Raw genomic sequence first — 15,788 nt, 5'->3', positions numbered from 1 at the left:
CATGCACTAATTTTCAATTTTTTGTATTTGAAATTGTTGGTTGGTATGCTTTGTGATACGATAAAAAGAAGAATGCTTAGAGAGGAAGTTAATGATGGAGCAAAAGCAGGAGATTCATGCTACGGTGAGCATTAATAATGTGCAGTACGAAGTAATTAAAAACTTTCGTGACGGTTTTAGTGAAGAAGCATTTAAAGAGCGCTATGCAGAAATTTTAAATAAATATGATTACATCGTTGGGGACTGGGGTTATGAGCAACTTAGATTGCGCGGATTCTTTGATGATAGTAACCAGCGTGCGACATATGATACGAAAATTAGTACGTTATCGGAGTATTTATACGAGTACTGTAACTTTGGTTGTGCACACTTCGTATTACGAAAAGTGAAGAAATAAAAAAATCCTCTTACAATTGTAAGAGGATTTTTTGTATATTCTCATTTATAAACAAATCGAGATACGATCGCCTTCAGAAAGTATTGTATTTGGTTTCATTTGTTGTCCGTTCAATTGAATATCCCCGTTTTTAATTTTATCCACAATGCGTGTACGGCTCCAGTCGGAAATATATGTGGATAAAGCTTTATCCATCCGGTGGGAACCGAAAACGAGGTCTAATACAATTGTGATTTCGGCTATGCCACTTTCTTTATGCTGTGTAATGGAAATGGTAGTAGTTGTTTCCGTTTGATCTTGCTGAGGCATATCGACTGTTTCCACATGATCAGTAAATGATTTATAAATACGAAGTTTTTGATTCCACGTATGATCTTTCGGGCATTTATAAATAGCAAAACGATATATATTTTTTCCGTTGGCGTTATGCCTACGAATATTTGTGTCGGTAAATAGGGTAGTGCGTCTGCAATTTTTACAATATTTTTCAATTGTACCTTGTTCATTTTCATATAAGCTCCAAGAAAGTTGTACTTTCTGCATTTTCCTTCACCTCTTATAGTAGTGGTAAAGGAACGTAATACAGCTATTTGGATGTCTTGTAGTATGAAGACATGAGGAAAAGACAAAAATAAAAGGAGGTTCCCTTAGGAACCTCCGTAAACATCATACTACAGATGCAATACGTTCCTTTGTAATGGGAATGGGCAGACTACTCCCTTGAAAAAGCACGGTGCTTTTTTGAGAGTAATGCTATCCAATTGCTGGTCCATTACAAAGTAAATGTTGGCATACGTAGATAACGTCCTTTCTATCCAAATAGATTTATTTTTCATTATAACACGGATAATTGAAAATTCAAAATAATTAAAGTGAAAAAACACCAGCTAAAAAGCTGGTGCCTAAGATAAATTATATAAGTTCAAATAAAAATGAGCGTAGTTCTTCTGCAATTTCTTCAGTCATAGAAAATGCATGCTCTAAGTAGCCTGGTTCGTTTAAATCGTCAGCGCCGATGATTGCAAATTTATTACGCTGCATATCAAGGACAATTGTTTTACCGTAATGACGATCGGAGTATAGTAGCGCTAAATCATGACGCTCATTTTCTCCCATAAAGCTAACGAAACGAGTTTTTGTAGCGACAGTGTCGTCGTACAGAAAGAAACGTTCTTCCATACACATGGCTCCTTTTATTAAATATCTAAGTTTAAGTGTGGCTTATGATCTAAATGGTGATGCGTTTTAATGAATCGTACCGTTCTTGTTTTGTAACGCATTACGATAGAGTATGTTTCAGCTAAATCTCCGCCTAGGAATTTCACGCCGTCTAATAACTCACCAGCAGATACACCAGTTGCTGAGAAGATTGCATCATCACCAGACACTAAGTCTTCTAGCATTAGAAGTTGACGAGGGTCTTCTAATCCCATTTCACGACAACGAGCTTCTTCTTCTTCGTTCATTGGAACTAAGCGAGCTTGCATTTCACCTTCAAGGCATTTTAATGCTGCTGCAGAAATAACGCCTTCTGGAGCTCCGCCAATACCTACGAATAAGTCGATACCAGTTCCAGGTAGTGCTGTTGCGATTGACGCACCAACATCACCGTCACCAAATAATTTTACGCGTGCACCTTTTGCACGAACACGATCGATAATATCTTGATGACGTTCACGTTCTTGAACGATAACTGTTAGATCGCGAATCTTTTTATTGTTAGCTTCCGCTACAATTTCAATTGTTTTTTCAATTGGATCATCTAAGCTAATTTTACCAGCTGCTTTTGGACCAACCGCGATTTTTTCCATGTACATATCAGGAGCATGAAGAAGGTTTCCTTTATCTGCGATTGCGATAACTGCCATTGCATTTGCAAGACCTTTTGCAACGATGTTTGTACCTTCTAATGGATCAACGGCGATATCTACTTCTGGACCGTTACCTGTTCCTAGTTCTTCACCAATATATAACATCGGTGCTTCATCAAGTTCTCCTTCACCAATTACAACTGTACCTGCCATGTTTACTGAATCGAACATATCACGCATTGCTGTAGTTGCTGCATCATCTGCTTCATTTTTCTTTCCGCGGCCCATCCACTGTGCGGATGCTAATGCTGCTGCTTCTGTTACACGGACAATTTCTAGTGCGAGTTCACGTTCCAAGATTCCATTCCTCCAATTTCAAAAATCATACAAATATAACTATAACAAATTACGGGGAAAAGGTGAATTCGAAAAATTGTCGATTTTTTCAGAAGAAAGCGTTACAATTAAAATGTAAATGCTTTAATTTCCAGGTAGGTGACATTCATGTATTTTGTAGACAGAAAGAAAATAGAACAAATGCTAGTATGTTTAGAACGAGCAACAAGTACATTTCAAGAGAAAAAGATATATGAAACCGAGTTTGAATTTTACGCATTAGAACGCATAGCGCATCTAATGATTGATTCTGTATTAGATGTAGGTAATGCGATGATTGATGGATTTATTATGCGCGATCCAGGAAGTTATGAAGATATTATCGATATTTTAATGGACGAGCGAGTGATAAGTGCAGAAGAAGGACAAGGAATGAAAGAAGTGATTCTTCTTCGAAAAATGCTTACGCAAGATTATATTCAAATGAATCATGATGAATTATATAAGACGATTCAAAAACATATTGCGGTGGTAGGGAAATACCCAGCAAATATTCGCAATTATTTAGAAAAGGAATTAGGACCTGTATCTGCATTTGTACCAGAATAATTATGCTTATAAGATCCCCAGAGAATGCCTTTTGGGGGTCTTATATTGTATGTGAGGGAGAAGGGTGAAGCATGGGGGAAGCACGTACGACGAAAGATGAAATTGTGCAGTTGTTGAAAGTAAAGGGAGAGCACACCGTAGCGGAACTAGCTGAAGTTTTAGAGATTACAGAAATGGCGATTCGAAGACATTTAAGTAATCTTGAGAAAGATGGTTTCATCTATTCCAAGATGGTAAGGCAACATGTCGGAAGACCAACTTATTTGTATGGATTAAGCGAAAAGGGAGAAGATACATTCCCGAAAGAGTATAAGCAATTTGCGATTGATATGCTAGAAGATTTAGCGCGAATGGGCGATGAAAAAATACTTCGTTACGTTTTAAAAGAGAGAACGAAGCGAATGGAAGAACAGTTACAAAAGCGCGTGAGTAATCAAAAGAATTTAGCATATAAAGTGCAAGAGATAGCAGCTATGCAAGAGAAAAATGGTTATATGGTTCAAATTAAGAGAGACGGAGAGAACTCTTTCGTAATTGAAAAACAAAACTGTCCGTTAAAGGAAATCGCTGAGAGATTCCCGCAAGTGTGTGAAGATGAAAAAGAGATGTATAATCGTTTATTTGCGAACGCAGATGTAAAAACGCTAGCAAACATGTGCGAGGGCGATTGTAGTTGTTCTTACCAAATAAAAGAGAAAAAATGAACGTTATGGGGCGCTTTAAGGTAAAGCGTTTTTTTCTTTGTAAAAAGCGGGTAATATAAGAGTGGTATGATAAGGTGAGAACGTTAGCATAGAAGGAGAGACAGAATCGATGTATAAAGGTTACTTAATTGACTTAGACGGTACAATGTATCGCGGAGAAGAACAAATTGAAGAAGCGAGCGACTTCGTAAAAGCATTAGGAGAGCGCGGCATTCCATATTTATTCGTTACGAATAACTCAACTCGTAAACCAGAACAAGTGGCAGAAAAACTTGTTCGTTTCGATATTCCAGCGAAAGCAGAGCAAGTATTCACAACGAGTATGGCAACAGCAAACTTCATTTACGAACGTAAACAAGACGCAACTGTATATATGATTGGTGAAGAAGGCTTACATGATGCGCTTGTGGAAAAAGGATTTGAACTTGTGGATGAAAATCCTGATTTCGTTGTTGTCGGTTTAGATCGTGACATCACATATGAAAAGTTAGCAAAAGCTTGTCTTGCTGTGCGTAACGGCGCAACGTTTATTTCTACAAATGGAGACATTGCCATTCCGACTGAGCGCGGATTATTACCAGGTAACGGTTCATTAACATCAGTTGTAGCAGTATCAACAGGTGTGGATCCAATCTTTATCGGAAAACCAGAATCAATCATTATGGAACAAGCTTTAAAAGTGCTTGGCATAGAAAAGAATGAAGCCTTAATGGTTGGGGATAACTACGATACAGACATTTTAGCAGGAATCAATGCTGGTATGCATACGCTTCTTGTCCACACTGGAGTCACAACTGTGGAGAAGTTAACAGAATACGAAGTTCAACCGACGCAAGTTGTGCATAACTTGACGGAGTGGATTGAGAAGATGTAATGAAATGCAGGTAACCGGAATAGGTTACCTGTTTTTTTATGCATAATTGCATATGTGCTATTGTTATATAAAATGTAAAATTTATATGTAATGATATTGTGGGGAGGAAATCAGAGTGTACTGGATGTCATGTATTATGTTTGTTTTTACATTATGTGTTTTATTTTTTGTTCTATGGAAGATATATAAAATAAATGAAATGAAGAAAAGTGCGGGAAAACTTATTGCAACATATCCAAGAGTGAAGAGACGTTGGATTGCATTACTTGGACCAACGTATTTCATTGGACAATGTATGTATATATATGCTCAGTATGTAAGTGGAGATATTCATACAGTTGAACAGTTTCTTGTTCAGTCGGGGAGTTATACTGTAGCAAGTTGTTTTATGACTTTAATAGCCATCCATCTTATTAAAAGTGTACAAATATATGAAAAAGGTGTAGTAGACGGATTAAACTTTTATTCATACGAAGAATTGCAGGGCTATAAAACATCAACATGGGAAAATCCAAAAGAGAATATATTTTTATATCGCGGGCGAGAAAAAATGAATGACAATGTGAATTTACTTATTAGACAGGGAGATATGAATGAATTAGAAAGCATTCTTCAAAGATATATTCCGAAATTAATGATGAAATGAAAAACTCCGGTTGTTAAAACCGGAGTTTTTTTATTAAAATGCACGATTCACAACATCTTTAACCTCTTCAAGATATTGTTTACGCACACTGTCATCCACAGAAGGAACACTCGTATAGAATGTATGCTCAATTGTTTCAATGCCTGTAAATTCAAAAATACCAACATCCGCTGTTTTCTTCATTGCGTCAAACATACCGCCGGCTAGGTATGCCTCTTTCGTATTTCCCATTGTAGATAATAATAATCCTTTTTTACCGCTTAATAACTTCTCGATGCCATTTTCACCGTAAGCATAAGCGAAGCCGTGACTAAATACACGGTCAACGTATCCTTTTAAAATAGCAGGAAGTCCCGCCCACCAAACTGGGTAAATGAATGTAATGGTATCAGCCCAAGAGATATGCTCTTGCTCTTCTTTAATATCTGCTGGTGTGTTTCCTTGAGAAAATGAGATGAAATCGGAAGCGCCTAATACTGGATTGAAGTTTAATTCGTATAGATCACGAACGCGAACTTCATGACCTTTTTCTGCTAATTCACTTTTTACCGTTTCTAAAATCGCATGGTTGAAGCTTTCTGTATTCGGGTGTGCATAAACGATTACATGTTTCATTGTTATTCCTCCTATTTGTGGATATGTGAATAGTTTTTATGTATTCATGTAACTATTGTGGTTACTTTTCTTGTAAGAGTCAATTTTTTTGCTGTGATAAACAAATGTTAGTATGTGACAAAAAAATACAAAATAGTAGGGATTTTGCATTTCTGAATAGAATATATAGATTGGTAAATAGAGAGAGAAGGGGATATGGGGATGAATATTATTGAAATTGAAAGGTTAGAAAAATCATTTGATATTGGGGATAGTAAAGTCAAAATATTAAAAGGCATTAATCTTCAAATTCAAAAAGGAGATTTCGTTTGTATTATGGGAGCAAGTGGTTCGGGTAAAACGACCTTACTTCAGTTGTTAGGTGGATTAGATATTCCATCGGTAGGTAGTATTCGAGTTGACGGTACAGAGATTTCAACATTAAAAGAAAAAGAGCTCGCTTTATTTAGACGGCATAAAATCGGTTTTATTTTTCAGCAGTTTAATTTGATTCCGGTGTTTAGTGCAGAGGAGAATGTGGGGTTGCCGTTACTGTTAGATAATGTATCGCAAAAGAATGCAACGGTGACAGCAACTCGTTTATTAGAGCTTGTTGGGTTAAAAGGAAAAGAAAAGCATTTACCAGCACAGTTATCAGGTGGGCAACAGCAAAGGGTTGCGATAGCAAGAGCTTTTGCAAATGAACCGGCAATTATATTAGCGGATGAGCCAACAGGGGCATTAGATTCGGAAAATAGCAAAAATATCATTGCGGCACTTCGCAATGCGTGTGATGAGTTAGGGCAAACAGCTGTAATTGTAACGCACGACCCGTTCGTAGCGGCTCATGCTGATAAAGTTGTTTTCTTATTAGATGGTGAAGTGATTCATGAACACGCTGAAAGTAAAGGATGGAAATTTCGAAATATCCCGCAACAAGTTACTCATATTCAAGAGATTATGAATCGCCACTTTAAAGTAGGAGGTAAAGGTGATGCGATGGGTAATTAAATATGCGGTAAAATCGATGAAACAAAATTGGCTACGAAATATGTTGATTGCTCTCGGTGCAGCTTTAGGTGTTATGTTAGCGACGATGTTATTGCTAGGAAATCAATCAGTAGAGAAGAGTGTGAAGGAACAAGTAGTAAGCCGATATGGAGATTATAATTTACAATTTGGCTATATAAAAAACGATATGTATTTAAATAATGAAAGTTTAAAAGGAATAGATGGCTTAGAAAATGCTGAAAAAATATCAAAAGTACTTATACCGTATCCTTTTCCAAATTATAAAGAGCTATCAGGAAAGCCGTCCTATTGGGGTGTTGAGCAAGATTCTCCAGAAATGCATTCTTATAAAATATTAGAAGGTCGATATCCGAAAGAAGGGGCCGAAGTAGCGCTGACAAAAGGGTATACAGAACGTGAAAATATACGGATAGGAGATACGATTCAGTTGCCATTTCCGCAGCATGGAGAAAAGAATGTGAAAGTCGTCGGCATTTTAAATCCGCCGTTAATGGCAGCAATGGGACATAGTGCTTATTTTCCAATCGATTGGCTTCAAAAAGAATTAAATCTACCAAATCAGTTCAATCTCGTTCAAGTGAAAACAGCCGATGTAAATGTGAAAAGGAAGATTGCTCTTGAGGTAAATAAGAAGATAGAAAATATAAAGGTGGATCAACGTACTTATGTCGATAAGGCATTTGAACGACTAAATGTAATGAAGCCTTTAATTTTTAGTTTAGGTGGTATTGCCTTATTTGTAGTAGCCCTTTTAATAATGGGAAGTTTCTTCTTATCTGTCAGAAGTCGATTTAAGCAATGGGCATTATTACGTGCACTTGGTAGTAATCCAAATCAAATTATATTAGTCGTTTTATTAGAGGCTTTATGTATTGGGGCAATCGGATCACTAGCAGGAGTTATTCTTGGAGCAGGTACGCAAACAATTGCAGCATCATTCATTAACAAATGGGTGAATATTGAGGAAGCAGGGAAAGCATCATTCTCGATTTCAAGTGAGATTTTACTCATTACTTTTTTACTAGGGATTGTTATGTCTATCCTAGGGGCTATTATACCAGCTTTTATGGTTAGAAAGATTCCACCAGTTCAAGCACTCCGCCCAGGTCTTCCTAGTAATGAGAGAAAAGAAAAAAGATGGAGTGCTTTTAGCCTTAGCATTTTAATCATTGGTACTGTTATTGGACTAGCAGGTAGCGTATTAGAGGAGTATATCGGTTTTAATCCAAGTGCGATAGGAGCGCTTTTATTTGCGGTCGGTTTGTTATTTGCGATTCCGTTATTTATTCAGATGATAGCACCTGTTATTGCAAAACCATTTCAAATGATATTAAGAATTGAAACGACGATTAGTAGTCGGAATGTCATTCGTTATCGAAATAAGGCAGCTGTGTCGGTTGCTATACTAGCATTTGGTTTTATGTTAGCACTTGTTGGAACGATGTATGTAAACTCTATGTATGAAGGTATGAAAAAAGGATTACAAAAACATTTACCAGCGGACTTAGTAGTAAGAATTCCAGTAGAGTCGCAAGGAATAGAAACATTACCGTTTAGTTGGATGGAGAAGGTTAAAAAAATTGATGGTGTAGAGGCGAGTGTTGGGAATGCTACTGACTTTACAGCAAAGCTTGTGAATTATGACTTTAAAAAAGCGAATCAAGAATGGTATGAATTTAGGAAAAAAAACAATTTGAACTCTGATTCAATGGAAGTTGTAGGTAATGATATTGTAGCGTATCAGAAAGTAACAAAGGCGAAAGTGATTTCAGGGCAAAGTTTAAGTAAGCCGTTACAAGATGGTGAGGGAGTCATTACGAAGGAAGTGGCTAAAAATTTAGGGCTTCAGTTGCAAGATACGTTTGAAGTACAAGGAAAGGGAAAAGAAAAACAAACGATTAAAGTCGTTTCGATTATTGAGCAAGGATTAAGGTTAAGAGGGTTAGATGTTTTTGTAAATGAACAATGGGCTCGCGATAAGTTTCACGTACAAGGATATGAAGCGATTCAAATTATGACAAATTCTAATCAGTCATTTGAAGCAATTAAGAAGCAAGTAAAAGAAATTACAAAGAATAAAGAGAATATAGAAGTTATAAATAGTCATGATTTATTGAAAGAACAAGAGCAGTTATTATCACAAATGATGATGTTAATTCGCTTGTTAGTTGTAATTGTTTTCATTATTTCTGGTATAGGATTAATGAATGCGATAGTCGCAAGTTTACATGAAAGACGTGCTGAAATTAGTATGATTCGTGCGGTAGGAGCTATCCCAAAGCAAATGAGAAGGATCGTTTTATTAGAGGGAACTTTACTTGGAGCGATAGCTGGTTGCATTGGCATTTTTGGTGGGATTTTGTTTAGTTATATCGTGTTATCAAGCTTAGAGTTAACGGTTATTATTATTCCGTATAATCAAGTTGTCATACTGGCTTTAGCTAGCGTGATGCTTGGAGCGGGGGCAGCATTGATTGCATCATTACAATTAAGAAAGTTCAAATTAAGTGATACTTTAAAAGAGTTATCAGCATAAAAGACTGTTACACACCACTCATACAAAGAACAAAGAAAACAAATAAAATAATGATAATACCAATGCCGAAGTTAAATACGAGAGTACTATCCATATATGTAACCTCCTGATTTGAAAGTAAAAAGCACTCTAGCCAAGAGTGCTTTTTTATTTTGAGTCTACTGCATAACTTTTAGAAAAGAATTCATGCATGTAAAGAGTTACATTATTTTATGTGCTTATGCTTTGAAATGAGTAAGTCCTTGTAAGGTATAGAAAAAAAGACACTCTTTCGAGTGTCTTTCAAGATGACAAAATGTGCCAATTGCTTGAGTTTGATAAGGCGCTAATATCCGTTTTAACGCCTTTTCTTTGATCAAGAAGTGTAGCAACAGCGATTCAAATGAATTGTACCATTTGTTCCGTGGGCATGCGTATGCAATTGTGCATATTTCAATTAGAGGGAAATGAGGCACGAAAAATGAATGAGTATATAGAGAATATTTGATAAGGGGAGAGAAGGATGGATATACATAAGTTAACGGTAGAAGAAGCAAATGAGATAAATACGTGGACGTATGAAGAACCTTATCATTTGTATAGTTTTTCAGGCGAAGAAGAAGTAATAGAAGAATTATTAGATGGGACGTATTATGGCTGCTGTGACGATAATGGGGAGTTTATCGGCTATTTTTGTTTTGGAGAAAATGCACAAGTGCCAGGGGGACGAGATGCCCATTTATATGGTGGAGAAGATGTAATTGATATCGGACTTGGCATGAAGCCGGCGTTAACAGGGAAAGGGCTGGGAAAAATGTTTTTTCAAGTTGGCATAGCATTTGCTGTTAAAGAATTTAGGCCGAAAACGTTTCGACTTAGTGTAGCAACATTTAATACAAGAGCGATTACGCTATATAAAAACATAGGTTTTCAGCAAGGGCCCATTTTTTTGAGCCGCGGAAGAGAATTTATGCTCATGGAATATGAAAGACCGTCAGTATGACACTGACGGTCTTTCATATTTTATTATTCCGAATGCTCAGCTCTGTGCGCTAAACGGCTTGAAGCAGCGGCAGCGATTCCGCCAACGATATCATCAAGGAATGTATGCACCTTTCCAGTTGATTTATCATTTAAGTATTCTAAAATACCAGGTTTTAATTTATCGATATATCCAAAGTTTGTGAAACCGATAGAGCCGTACACATTAACGATAGAAAGTGCGATCACTTCATCAATTCCGTATAAGCCTTCATCACGTTTTACGATATCTTGTAACGGCTCACTTAACATGCCTTTTTCAGCGAGAACATCGAGTTCGATACCTGTAATCAGTGCGTTTTGTACTTCACGTTTTGATAATACACGCTCAACGTTATAACGGCATTCTGACATCTCTAAATTTGGATGATATTTTTTTTGAAGAAAATGAACAAGTTCAGCAATATCATCAATTGTTACACCGCGTTCTTGTAATAGTTGCAATGCTCTTTCTTGTAGTTGATTTGATTCTTTCATGTTTATCACCTTTTTTTCTTTTTAGTATTTGTATACGTTTCGTTGCTTTATCATGTGCATAGGAATGAAAGGCGAGCACAAGCTCATATATATAAAGAAAAACCATAGGTGGCGACTGCGATGATTCATCATATTTATGAGCATTATCATATGCATGTTAAAGAATTAATCCCCCTTGGCCCCTATAAAAGCTTTTGGATTCGCAACAAAATTTATGTACTTGTTCCAATTGGAGAAATGGAGGAAGAAGTACTTGTAGAGATGAAAAAGCTCAGTGATTATATGAACCAGCAAGGGGATATAACTGTAGCGACTTTCGTTCCGACTATACACGGCTACTATGTAAGTGAGATAGAAGAACAAAATTACTGCTTATTAAAAGGTATGCGCGCGTTAGAACGACATGCTATGTCATTAGGAAGTGAGCTTTCTATATTCCATAAACGAGGTGCATTCTTTCCAGAAGAAATTGAGCAACTAAGCCGCATTGGTGAATGGAAAGCATTATGGGAAAAAAGGCTCGATCAATTAGAAAAGTTTTGGCAATCACAAGTGATGAATCACCCTACAGACGTATTCGATCAATTGTTTATTGAATCCTTCCCGTATTACTTAGGAGTTGCGGAAAATGCCATTCAATATGTTGTTGATACAGAAATGGATGACACACCGCAACTAACGGATGCAGCAACCATTTGCCAAGAACGATTCACACCTTTATTATGGCATCAAACGAAGCGTCTCAAACTCCCTTTTGATTGGGTGTATGATCACCCAACTCGAGATATAGCAGAATTAATCCGTTATATGATGATTGAAAAAAAGAAAGACTGGGAGAAAACAATCGTTCAATTTGTTACAGATTATGAACGGAATTATTCGCTATCCTCATTTGGGTGGCGCCTATTATTTGCAAGGCTCCTGTTCCCGCTTCACTATTTTGAAACAGTCGAACGATATTACCAAACAGGAAACGAAGAACAAAAAAGCATGTATAGAGATCGTTTAGAAGCCATTTTACACGATGTGAACCGCTCTGAGCAATTTATGAAGCATTTTTATGGCTCACTCCGTTTACCAGTTGATAAGCTTGGGATTAGAAAATTAGATTGGCTGTCTTAAAAATATAAAAAAGAGACCGATTGAGGTCTCTTTTTTATATACCACAATTGTATGTAATACATTATGCCCCTACCTGTTGATCTGCACATATATTTAAAATGAATTGATGTTGTTCGATTTTTTCATTTACTTTACTCAATAATTCTTGCTGGATTTCTTTAAATAAAAATTGATAGCTCGCATTCCATGTCGGTATAACGGATGAAAGGTCTAATAAATACTCTTTTTTCTTTTCTAGTTCTTGCATTGTTAAAAACGTGTTCCCCATTTTTGGCATGTGTCGTCCCCCTATGTTTTTTACTTTATATGTGTGAACGATTCACTATATAGTATCAATTATCGCATTTTTTGAGAAGGATTTCCAATTTTGTTTTATGATGTTAACGGATAAATGTGATTTGTATAAAAAAAGGAGACCAAATTTGGTCTCCTTTTAGCAAGTGGCTTTGAACGAGCCGCTTCCGCTTTTAGATTAAAATACTTGTTCTACTTCGATAACGCCTGGTACTTCTTCAAGTAATGCGCGTTCGATACCAGCTTTTAGTGTGATTGTAGAACTTGGGCAGCTTCCGCATGCACCCATAAGGCGTAATTTTACGATACCTTCTTCAATGTCTACTAATTCAACGTCTCCGCCATCGCGAAGTAAGAATGGACGTAATTTATCTAATACTTCTAGTACTTGTTCTTGCATATGTGGGTTTTCCATTTTTATCGACTCCTTTCATCAGTTTTATTATAATCAAGATAGAGGGGAAAATCTATTTTTTCTGTTCTTGTTTTATTGCCGAAATTTTTTATCATGTTTACAACGTGTTTTTTCAGTATAGGGGTATGGAATAAGTTTGTAAAATGATGTGCTTATGTAATAAGGTATCTGAATATACTGTCAGAACAAGAAGTGGGGGAGAAGAAATGGTTAATGTGCAAGTGTATGGGACGAAAGTAATTTGTGCGAGCTGCGTTGGAATGCCATCTTCAACAGAAACGTTTGAGTGGCTACAAGCGGCGATTGGTCGTAAATATGAAGGACAAGAAAATAAATTTAATTTCGAGTATATTGATTTTCAAGAAGAACAAGAAGATGAAGAGAAAAAAGCATTCGCGGAGCGCGTAGTAGAGGAAGATTTATTTTATCCGGTCGTTCTTGTAAATGGAGAAATTGTTGGAGAAGGAAATCCTCGTTTGAAGGATGTTTACGAAGAAATCGAGAAATATTTATAAAGCAGGAAGCCTTTGCGAATTTGCAAAGGCTTTTTTTATTGGAGGGATAGATGTGGAGAATGTAGTAAAGCATGCGTTACCGAAAGAAGTAGAGCAGTTGATGGAGCAGTACAGAGTAGGACTGAAAGAAATTTTTTTAGATGAAAAAATAGTCGGGGTGTATATTTACGGATCGATCGCACTCGGTGCATTTCATGCAGAAACGAGCGATGTTGATTTTGTCACGGTAATAAGTGATCCCGTGAATGAAGCTGAAAAACAGCAACTTGTAGAGCTTCATAAGAAACTTAGTGGTAGTACGTTAGGGAAAAGAATGGATGGTATGTATATTCCGCTTGCTGATTTAGGAAAATACAATGATGAAATGAATGAGTACGTGTATTGTGCAGATGGTAAGGCGAATATAGGACATTGGGATATTAATGCAGTCACATGGTGGACATTGAAAAATCAAGGTATTACAGTGAACGGGAAAGAAGCAGAAGACCTTTCGTTCCAAATAAGGTGGGATGATGTAGTAAATACGATGAAATACAACGTAGAACAGTACTGGAGTGGGAAGGCGAAGCAGCCATATTTATTCTTTATAGAAGAATGGGTAGAATCAGCGGTCGTTACGATGGGGCGCATTTTATATACACTAAATTATAAAACAATCGTTTCAAAAGATAGAGGATTGCAATACTTATTAGAACATTCAGCGGAAGAGTGGGAGCTTTTATTAAAAGAAGTAGCGAGAATACGGCAAAATCCAAAAGAAAAGAGAATGCTCTCAAGGTGGAGAAGGGCAGATATGACGAAGAGGTATTTGCTGCACTTAATTGAGACGTGTAGAGAGAAATGGTAGGGAAGAAAATGGACAATACAGTTGAGTGTATTGTCTTTTTTTACGTTTAATTTGGTATATAATGGTTTAAAAGGTTTAATTATACTGGAGGGGATATAGTGGACACGGAATTAGTTACATATGAAGAAAAGAATGTACAAATGAGTATGCTAGAAGTAATCGGTATGATCGTAATTATTTTTGGGGTAATGTACGGAATTGGTTATTTGAACTTTTTATATGAATTCTCATTATATCCGTGGTATGTAAATCATCTCATTTCACCCTTCACGTTTTGTATGATTATTGTAATGTATGCACCGGCAAGAAATTACTGTGTGCATTTACTAAAATCAATACAATTCAATAACTCAAAACATTATGTAACAATAATAATGACGATGATCGTACTGCTTATATATCTTGCGGTATTAAATTTAGTTTTACCACATGGGCTTCGTGTGGAGGAATCTAATATAGTAATCGAGCCTACTAAAAGTGAAATCCTTTTATATGTAGTTGTACTCACGATTTTTGCGCCGATTTGGGAAGAGCTTGTATTCCGAGGTATGTTTTTTATGAAATTATCTCAGCGCTTCTCTACACTTAGTAGTGCCGTTATAAGTGCTTTCATATTTACTTTAGGGCATCCCCTTACAGTAGGGAGTATTTTATATATTTTTGGTATAGGGATAAGTTTAGCCTACACCTATAAGAAAACAAACAATTTACTCGTTCCAATTGGAATTCATGTATTAAACAATTCATTTTATTTATTAGTAAATTTTCAACTGTAAAAAAGACGCCTTTTTGAAAGGGCGTCTTTCGTATTATGTAGTAGGTGGGAAAGGCTTTACAAGTATTATGTAGAGGAAAGATAATAGAAAAAATATGTGTGTGGAGGAAGACGATGAGTAAATATAAATTACATATAGATAGAGAACAGTTATGGAAAGGGTGCGTTTTAAATTCGATTGTTCATGCTATTAATGTAGCGCATGCTCCGGACTTTTTACATGAAAGTTCATGGGATGGATGTAACTATAGTATGCAAGATAGTCAAGGCGGAAGAGGGACAATTACGTTTCATCCGGATTATACGATCGTATGTCTTCAAGATGTGAATAGTGAGAGAATTGATGAGTGGATTGATGCGGCAAATTATTTTGAAGGAGCACCTTCGGAAGTGATAGATATTGCGAAAGAAGAAGCTCTTCAATACGTATTAGAAGAAGTAGAAGGTGAAACAGTTCCTTTTATTACAACTGCATTTTGGATTGAGGATAGCGGTGCGTATTCAATTGATTCATTTGAAGAGATGGAAGAGCACGGCGGATTCTTATTAGAAACGCCATTACTTGATAAGGAATCAGCGATGGAAAGATTGGAAGAAGAGTATGAGCTAACAGGGGAACAAATAGAGCTTTTACAAATCGTGTATGAGAGAAAAATCCAAAGTGAAAATGAGGAAATTATATTGTCTAAAGATGAGGTAGCAATGATTGGAACGGATGATAGTGAAGGGTTAGAAGTTAGTAAAGTATCTTTTAAAGAGATGAATATTACTTGGGAGTTGTAGG

Annotated in this window: 20 protein-coding genes; 13 read left to right on the top strand and 7 right to left on the bottom strand. The window is 36.4% G+C overall.

Going from position 1 to position 15,788, the window contains the following annotated elements; all coding sequences use genetic code 11:
- Positions 1-94 precede the first annotated feature (94 nt).
- A complete protein-coding gene (locus NST14_RS25400) occupies positions 95-397 on the top strand; it encodes a YutD family protein (protein ID WP_000435941.1) in 303 nt (100 codons plus the stop codon).
- Positions 398-442: 45 nt separating this feature from the next.
- Here the strand turns inward: NST14_RS25400 and NST14_RS25395 are convergent, their stop codons facing one another.
- The 3 genes from NST14_RS25395 to glpX form a co-directional block, all read right to left on the bottom strand.
- Entirely contained in the window at positions 443-940 is a 498-nt protein-coding gene (locus tag NST14_RS25395; RefSeq protein WP_001174564.1) for a hypothetical protein, read from the bottom strand.
- 369 nt (positions 941-1,309) lie between these two features.
- The gene (locus NST14_RS25390) at positions 1,310-1,576 is read right to left on the bottom strand and encodes a DUF3055 domain-containing protein (RefSeq protein ID WP_000392606.1); all 267 of its coding nucleotides are present in this window, start codon (positions 1,574-1,576) and stop codon (positions 1,310-1,312) included.
- 17 nt (positions 1,577-1,593) lie between these two features.
- Entirely contained in the window at positions 1,594-2,565 is a 972-nt protein-coding gene (glpX, locus tag NST14_RS25385; protein WP_000439091.1) for a class II fructose-bisphosphatase, read from the bottom strand.
- A gap of 147 nt (positions 2,566-2,712) precedes the next feature.
- Here glpX and NST14_RS25380 point away from each other — a divergent pair, with 147 nt between their 5' ends.
- The 4 genes from NST14_RS25380 to NST14_RS25365 all read left to right on the top strand — a co-directional run bounded on the left by NST14_RS25380 (position 2,713) and on the right by NST14_RS25365 (position 5,377).
- Positions 2,713-3,153: a DUF86 domain-containing protein gene (locus NST14_RS25380; protein ID WP_000274013.1), complete on the top strand. Its 441-nt coding sequence runs from the start codon at positions 2,713-2,715 to the stop codon at positions 3,151-3,153.
- 71 nt (positions 3,154-3,224) lie between these two features.
- Positions 3,225-3,857 carry a helix-turn-helix transcriptional regulator gene (locus NST14_RS25375; RefSeq protein WP_000503356.1) on the top strand — a complete coding sequence of 211 codons (633 nt, stop codon included), beginning with the start codon at positions 3,225-3,227 and terminating at the stop codon, positions 3,855-3,857.
- Between the two features lie 109 nt (positions 3,858-3,966).
- Positions 3,967-4,731, top strand: a complete 765-nt coding sequence (locus tag NST14_RS25370) for a TIGR01457 family HAD-type hydrolase (protein ID WP_000276467.1) — start codon at positions 3,967-3,969, stop codon at positions 4,729-4,731.
- Positions 4,732-4,846: 115 nt separating this feature from the next.
- A complete protein-coding gene (locus NST14_RS25365; RefSeq protein ID WP_000289902.1) occupies positions 4,847-5,377 on the top strand; it encodes a hypothetical protein in 531 nt (176 codons plus the stop codon).
- 33 nt (positions 5,378-5,410) lie between these two features.
- Here NST14_RS25365 and NST14_RS25360 read toward each other — a convergent pair whose 3' ends face one another.
- Complete coding sequence (locus tag NST14_RS25360; protein WP_000683415.1) at positions 5,411-5,992, bottom strand: NAD(P)H-dependent oxidoreductase; 582 nt, start codon at positions 5,990-5,992, stop codon at positions 5,411-5,413.
- 201 nt (positions 5,993-6,193) lie between these two features.
- On the opposite strand from NST14_RS25360, the gene NST14_RS25355 reads away from it, so the two are divergent.
- The 3 genes from NST14_RS25355 to NST14_RS25345 all read left to right on the top strand — a co-directional run bounded on the left by NST14_RS25355 (position 6,194) and on the right by NST14_RS25345 (position 10,521).
- On the top strand, positions 6,194-6,982 hold the full coding sequence (locus NST14_RS25355) for an ABC transporter ATP-binding protein (RefSeq protein ID WP_229143409.1): 789 nt from the start codon (positions 6,194-6,196) through the stop codon (positions 6,980-6,982).
- Entirely contained in the window at positions 6,966-9,539 is a 2,574-nt protein-coding gene (locus NST14_RS25350) for an FtsX-like permease family protein (RefSeq protein WP_130777049.1), read from the top strand. Before NST14_RS25355 ends, NST14_RS25350 begins: the two co-directional genes overlap by 17 nt.
- 502 nt (positions 9,540-10,041) lie before the next feature.
- Positions 10,042-10,521, top strand: coding sequence for a GNAT family N-acetyltransferase (locus tag NST14_RS25345; RefSeq protein WP_000351171.1), 480 nt, complete (start codon positions 10,042-10,044; stop codon positions 10,519-10,521).
- A gap of 23 nt (positions 10,522-10,544) precedes the next feature.
- On the opposite strand, the gene NST14_RS25340 is transcribed toward NST14_RS25345, so the two are convergent.
- Positions 10,545-11,036 (bottom strand): phosphatidylglycerophosphatase A family protein, encoded by a 492-nt coding sequence (locus NST14_RS25340; protein ID WP_000665103.1) that lies wholly within the window; start codon positions 11,034-11,036, stop codon positions 10,545-10,547.
- Between the two features lie 120 nt (positions 11,037-11,156).
- On the opposite strand from NST14_RS25340, the gene yutH reads away from it, so the two are divergent.
- Positions 11,157-12,158, top strand: a complete 1,002-nt coding sequence (yutH, locus tag NST14_RS25335) for a spore coat putative kinase YutH (protein WP_000581271.1) — start codon at positions 11,157-11,159, stop codon at positions 12,156-12,158.
- A gap of 61 nt (positions 12,159-12,219) precedes the next feature.
- Here yutH and NST14_RS25330 read toward each other — a convergent pair whose 3' ends face one another.
- Complete coding sequence (locus NST14_RS25330) at positions 12,220-12,435, bottom strand: hypothetical protein (protein ID WP_001125501.1); 216 nt, start codon at positions 12,433-12,435, stop codon at positions 12,220-12,222.
- A 195-nt stretch (positions 12,436-12,630) separates the two neighbouring features.
- Positions 12,631-12,867, bottom strand: coding sequence for a NifU family protein (locus NST14_RS25325; RefSeq protein ID WP_000431159.1), 237 nt, complete (start codon positions 12,865-12,867; stop codon positions 12,631-12,633).
- A 206-nt stretch (positions 12,868-13,073) separates the two neighbouring features.
- On the opposite strand from NST14_RS25325, the gene NST14_RS25320 reads away from it, so the two are divergent.
- From NST14_RS25320 to NST14_RS25305, 4 genes are all read left to right on the top strand, one after another.
- A complete protein-coding gene (locus NST14_RS25320; RefSeq protein WP_000248594.1) occupies positions 13,074-13,382 on the top strand; it encodes a DUF1462 family protein in 309 nt (102 codons plus the stop codon).
- A gap of 52 nt (positions 13,383-13,434) precedes the next feature.
- Positions 13,435-14,229: a nucleotidyltransferase domain-containing protein gene (locus tag NST14_RS25315; protein WP_142242828.1), complete on the top strand. Its 795-nt coding sequence runs from the start codon at positions 13,435-13,437 to the stop codon at positions 14,227-14,229.
- A gap of 98 nt (positions 14,230-14,327) precedes the next feature.
- A complete protein-coding gene (locus NST14_RS25310) occupies positions 14,328-15,005 on the top strand; it encodes a CPBP family intramembrane glutamic endopeptidase (protein WP_074533255.1) in 678 nt (225 codons plus the stop codon).
- Between the two features lie 113 nt (positions 15,006-15,118).
- Positions 15,119-15,787, top strand: a complete 669-nt coding sequence (locus NST14_RS25305; RefSeq protein WP_229143408.1) for a hypothetical protein — start codon at positions 15,119-15,121, stop codon at positions 15,785-15,787.
- The last annotated feature ends 1 nt before the right edge of the window (position 15,788 follow it).

Origin of the sequence: Bacillus sp. FSL W8-0519, assembly GCF_038005585.1 — a bacterium.
Lineage (GTDB): Bacteria > Bacillota > Bacilli > Bacillales > Bacillaceae_G > Bacillus_A > Bacillus_A paranthracis.
Note: the sequence above shows the minus strand (reverse complement) of the source record. Positions and strands in the feature narration are given on the sequence as shown.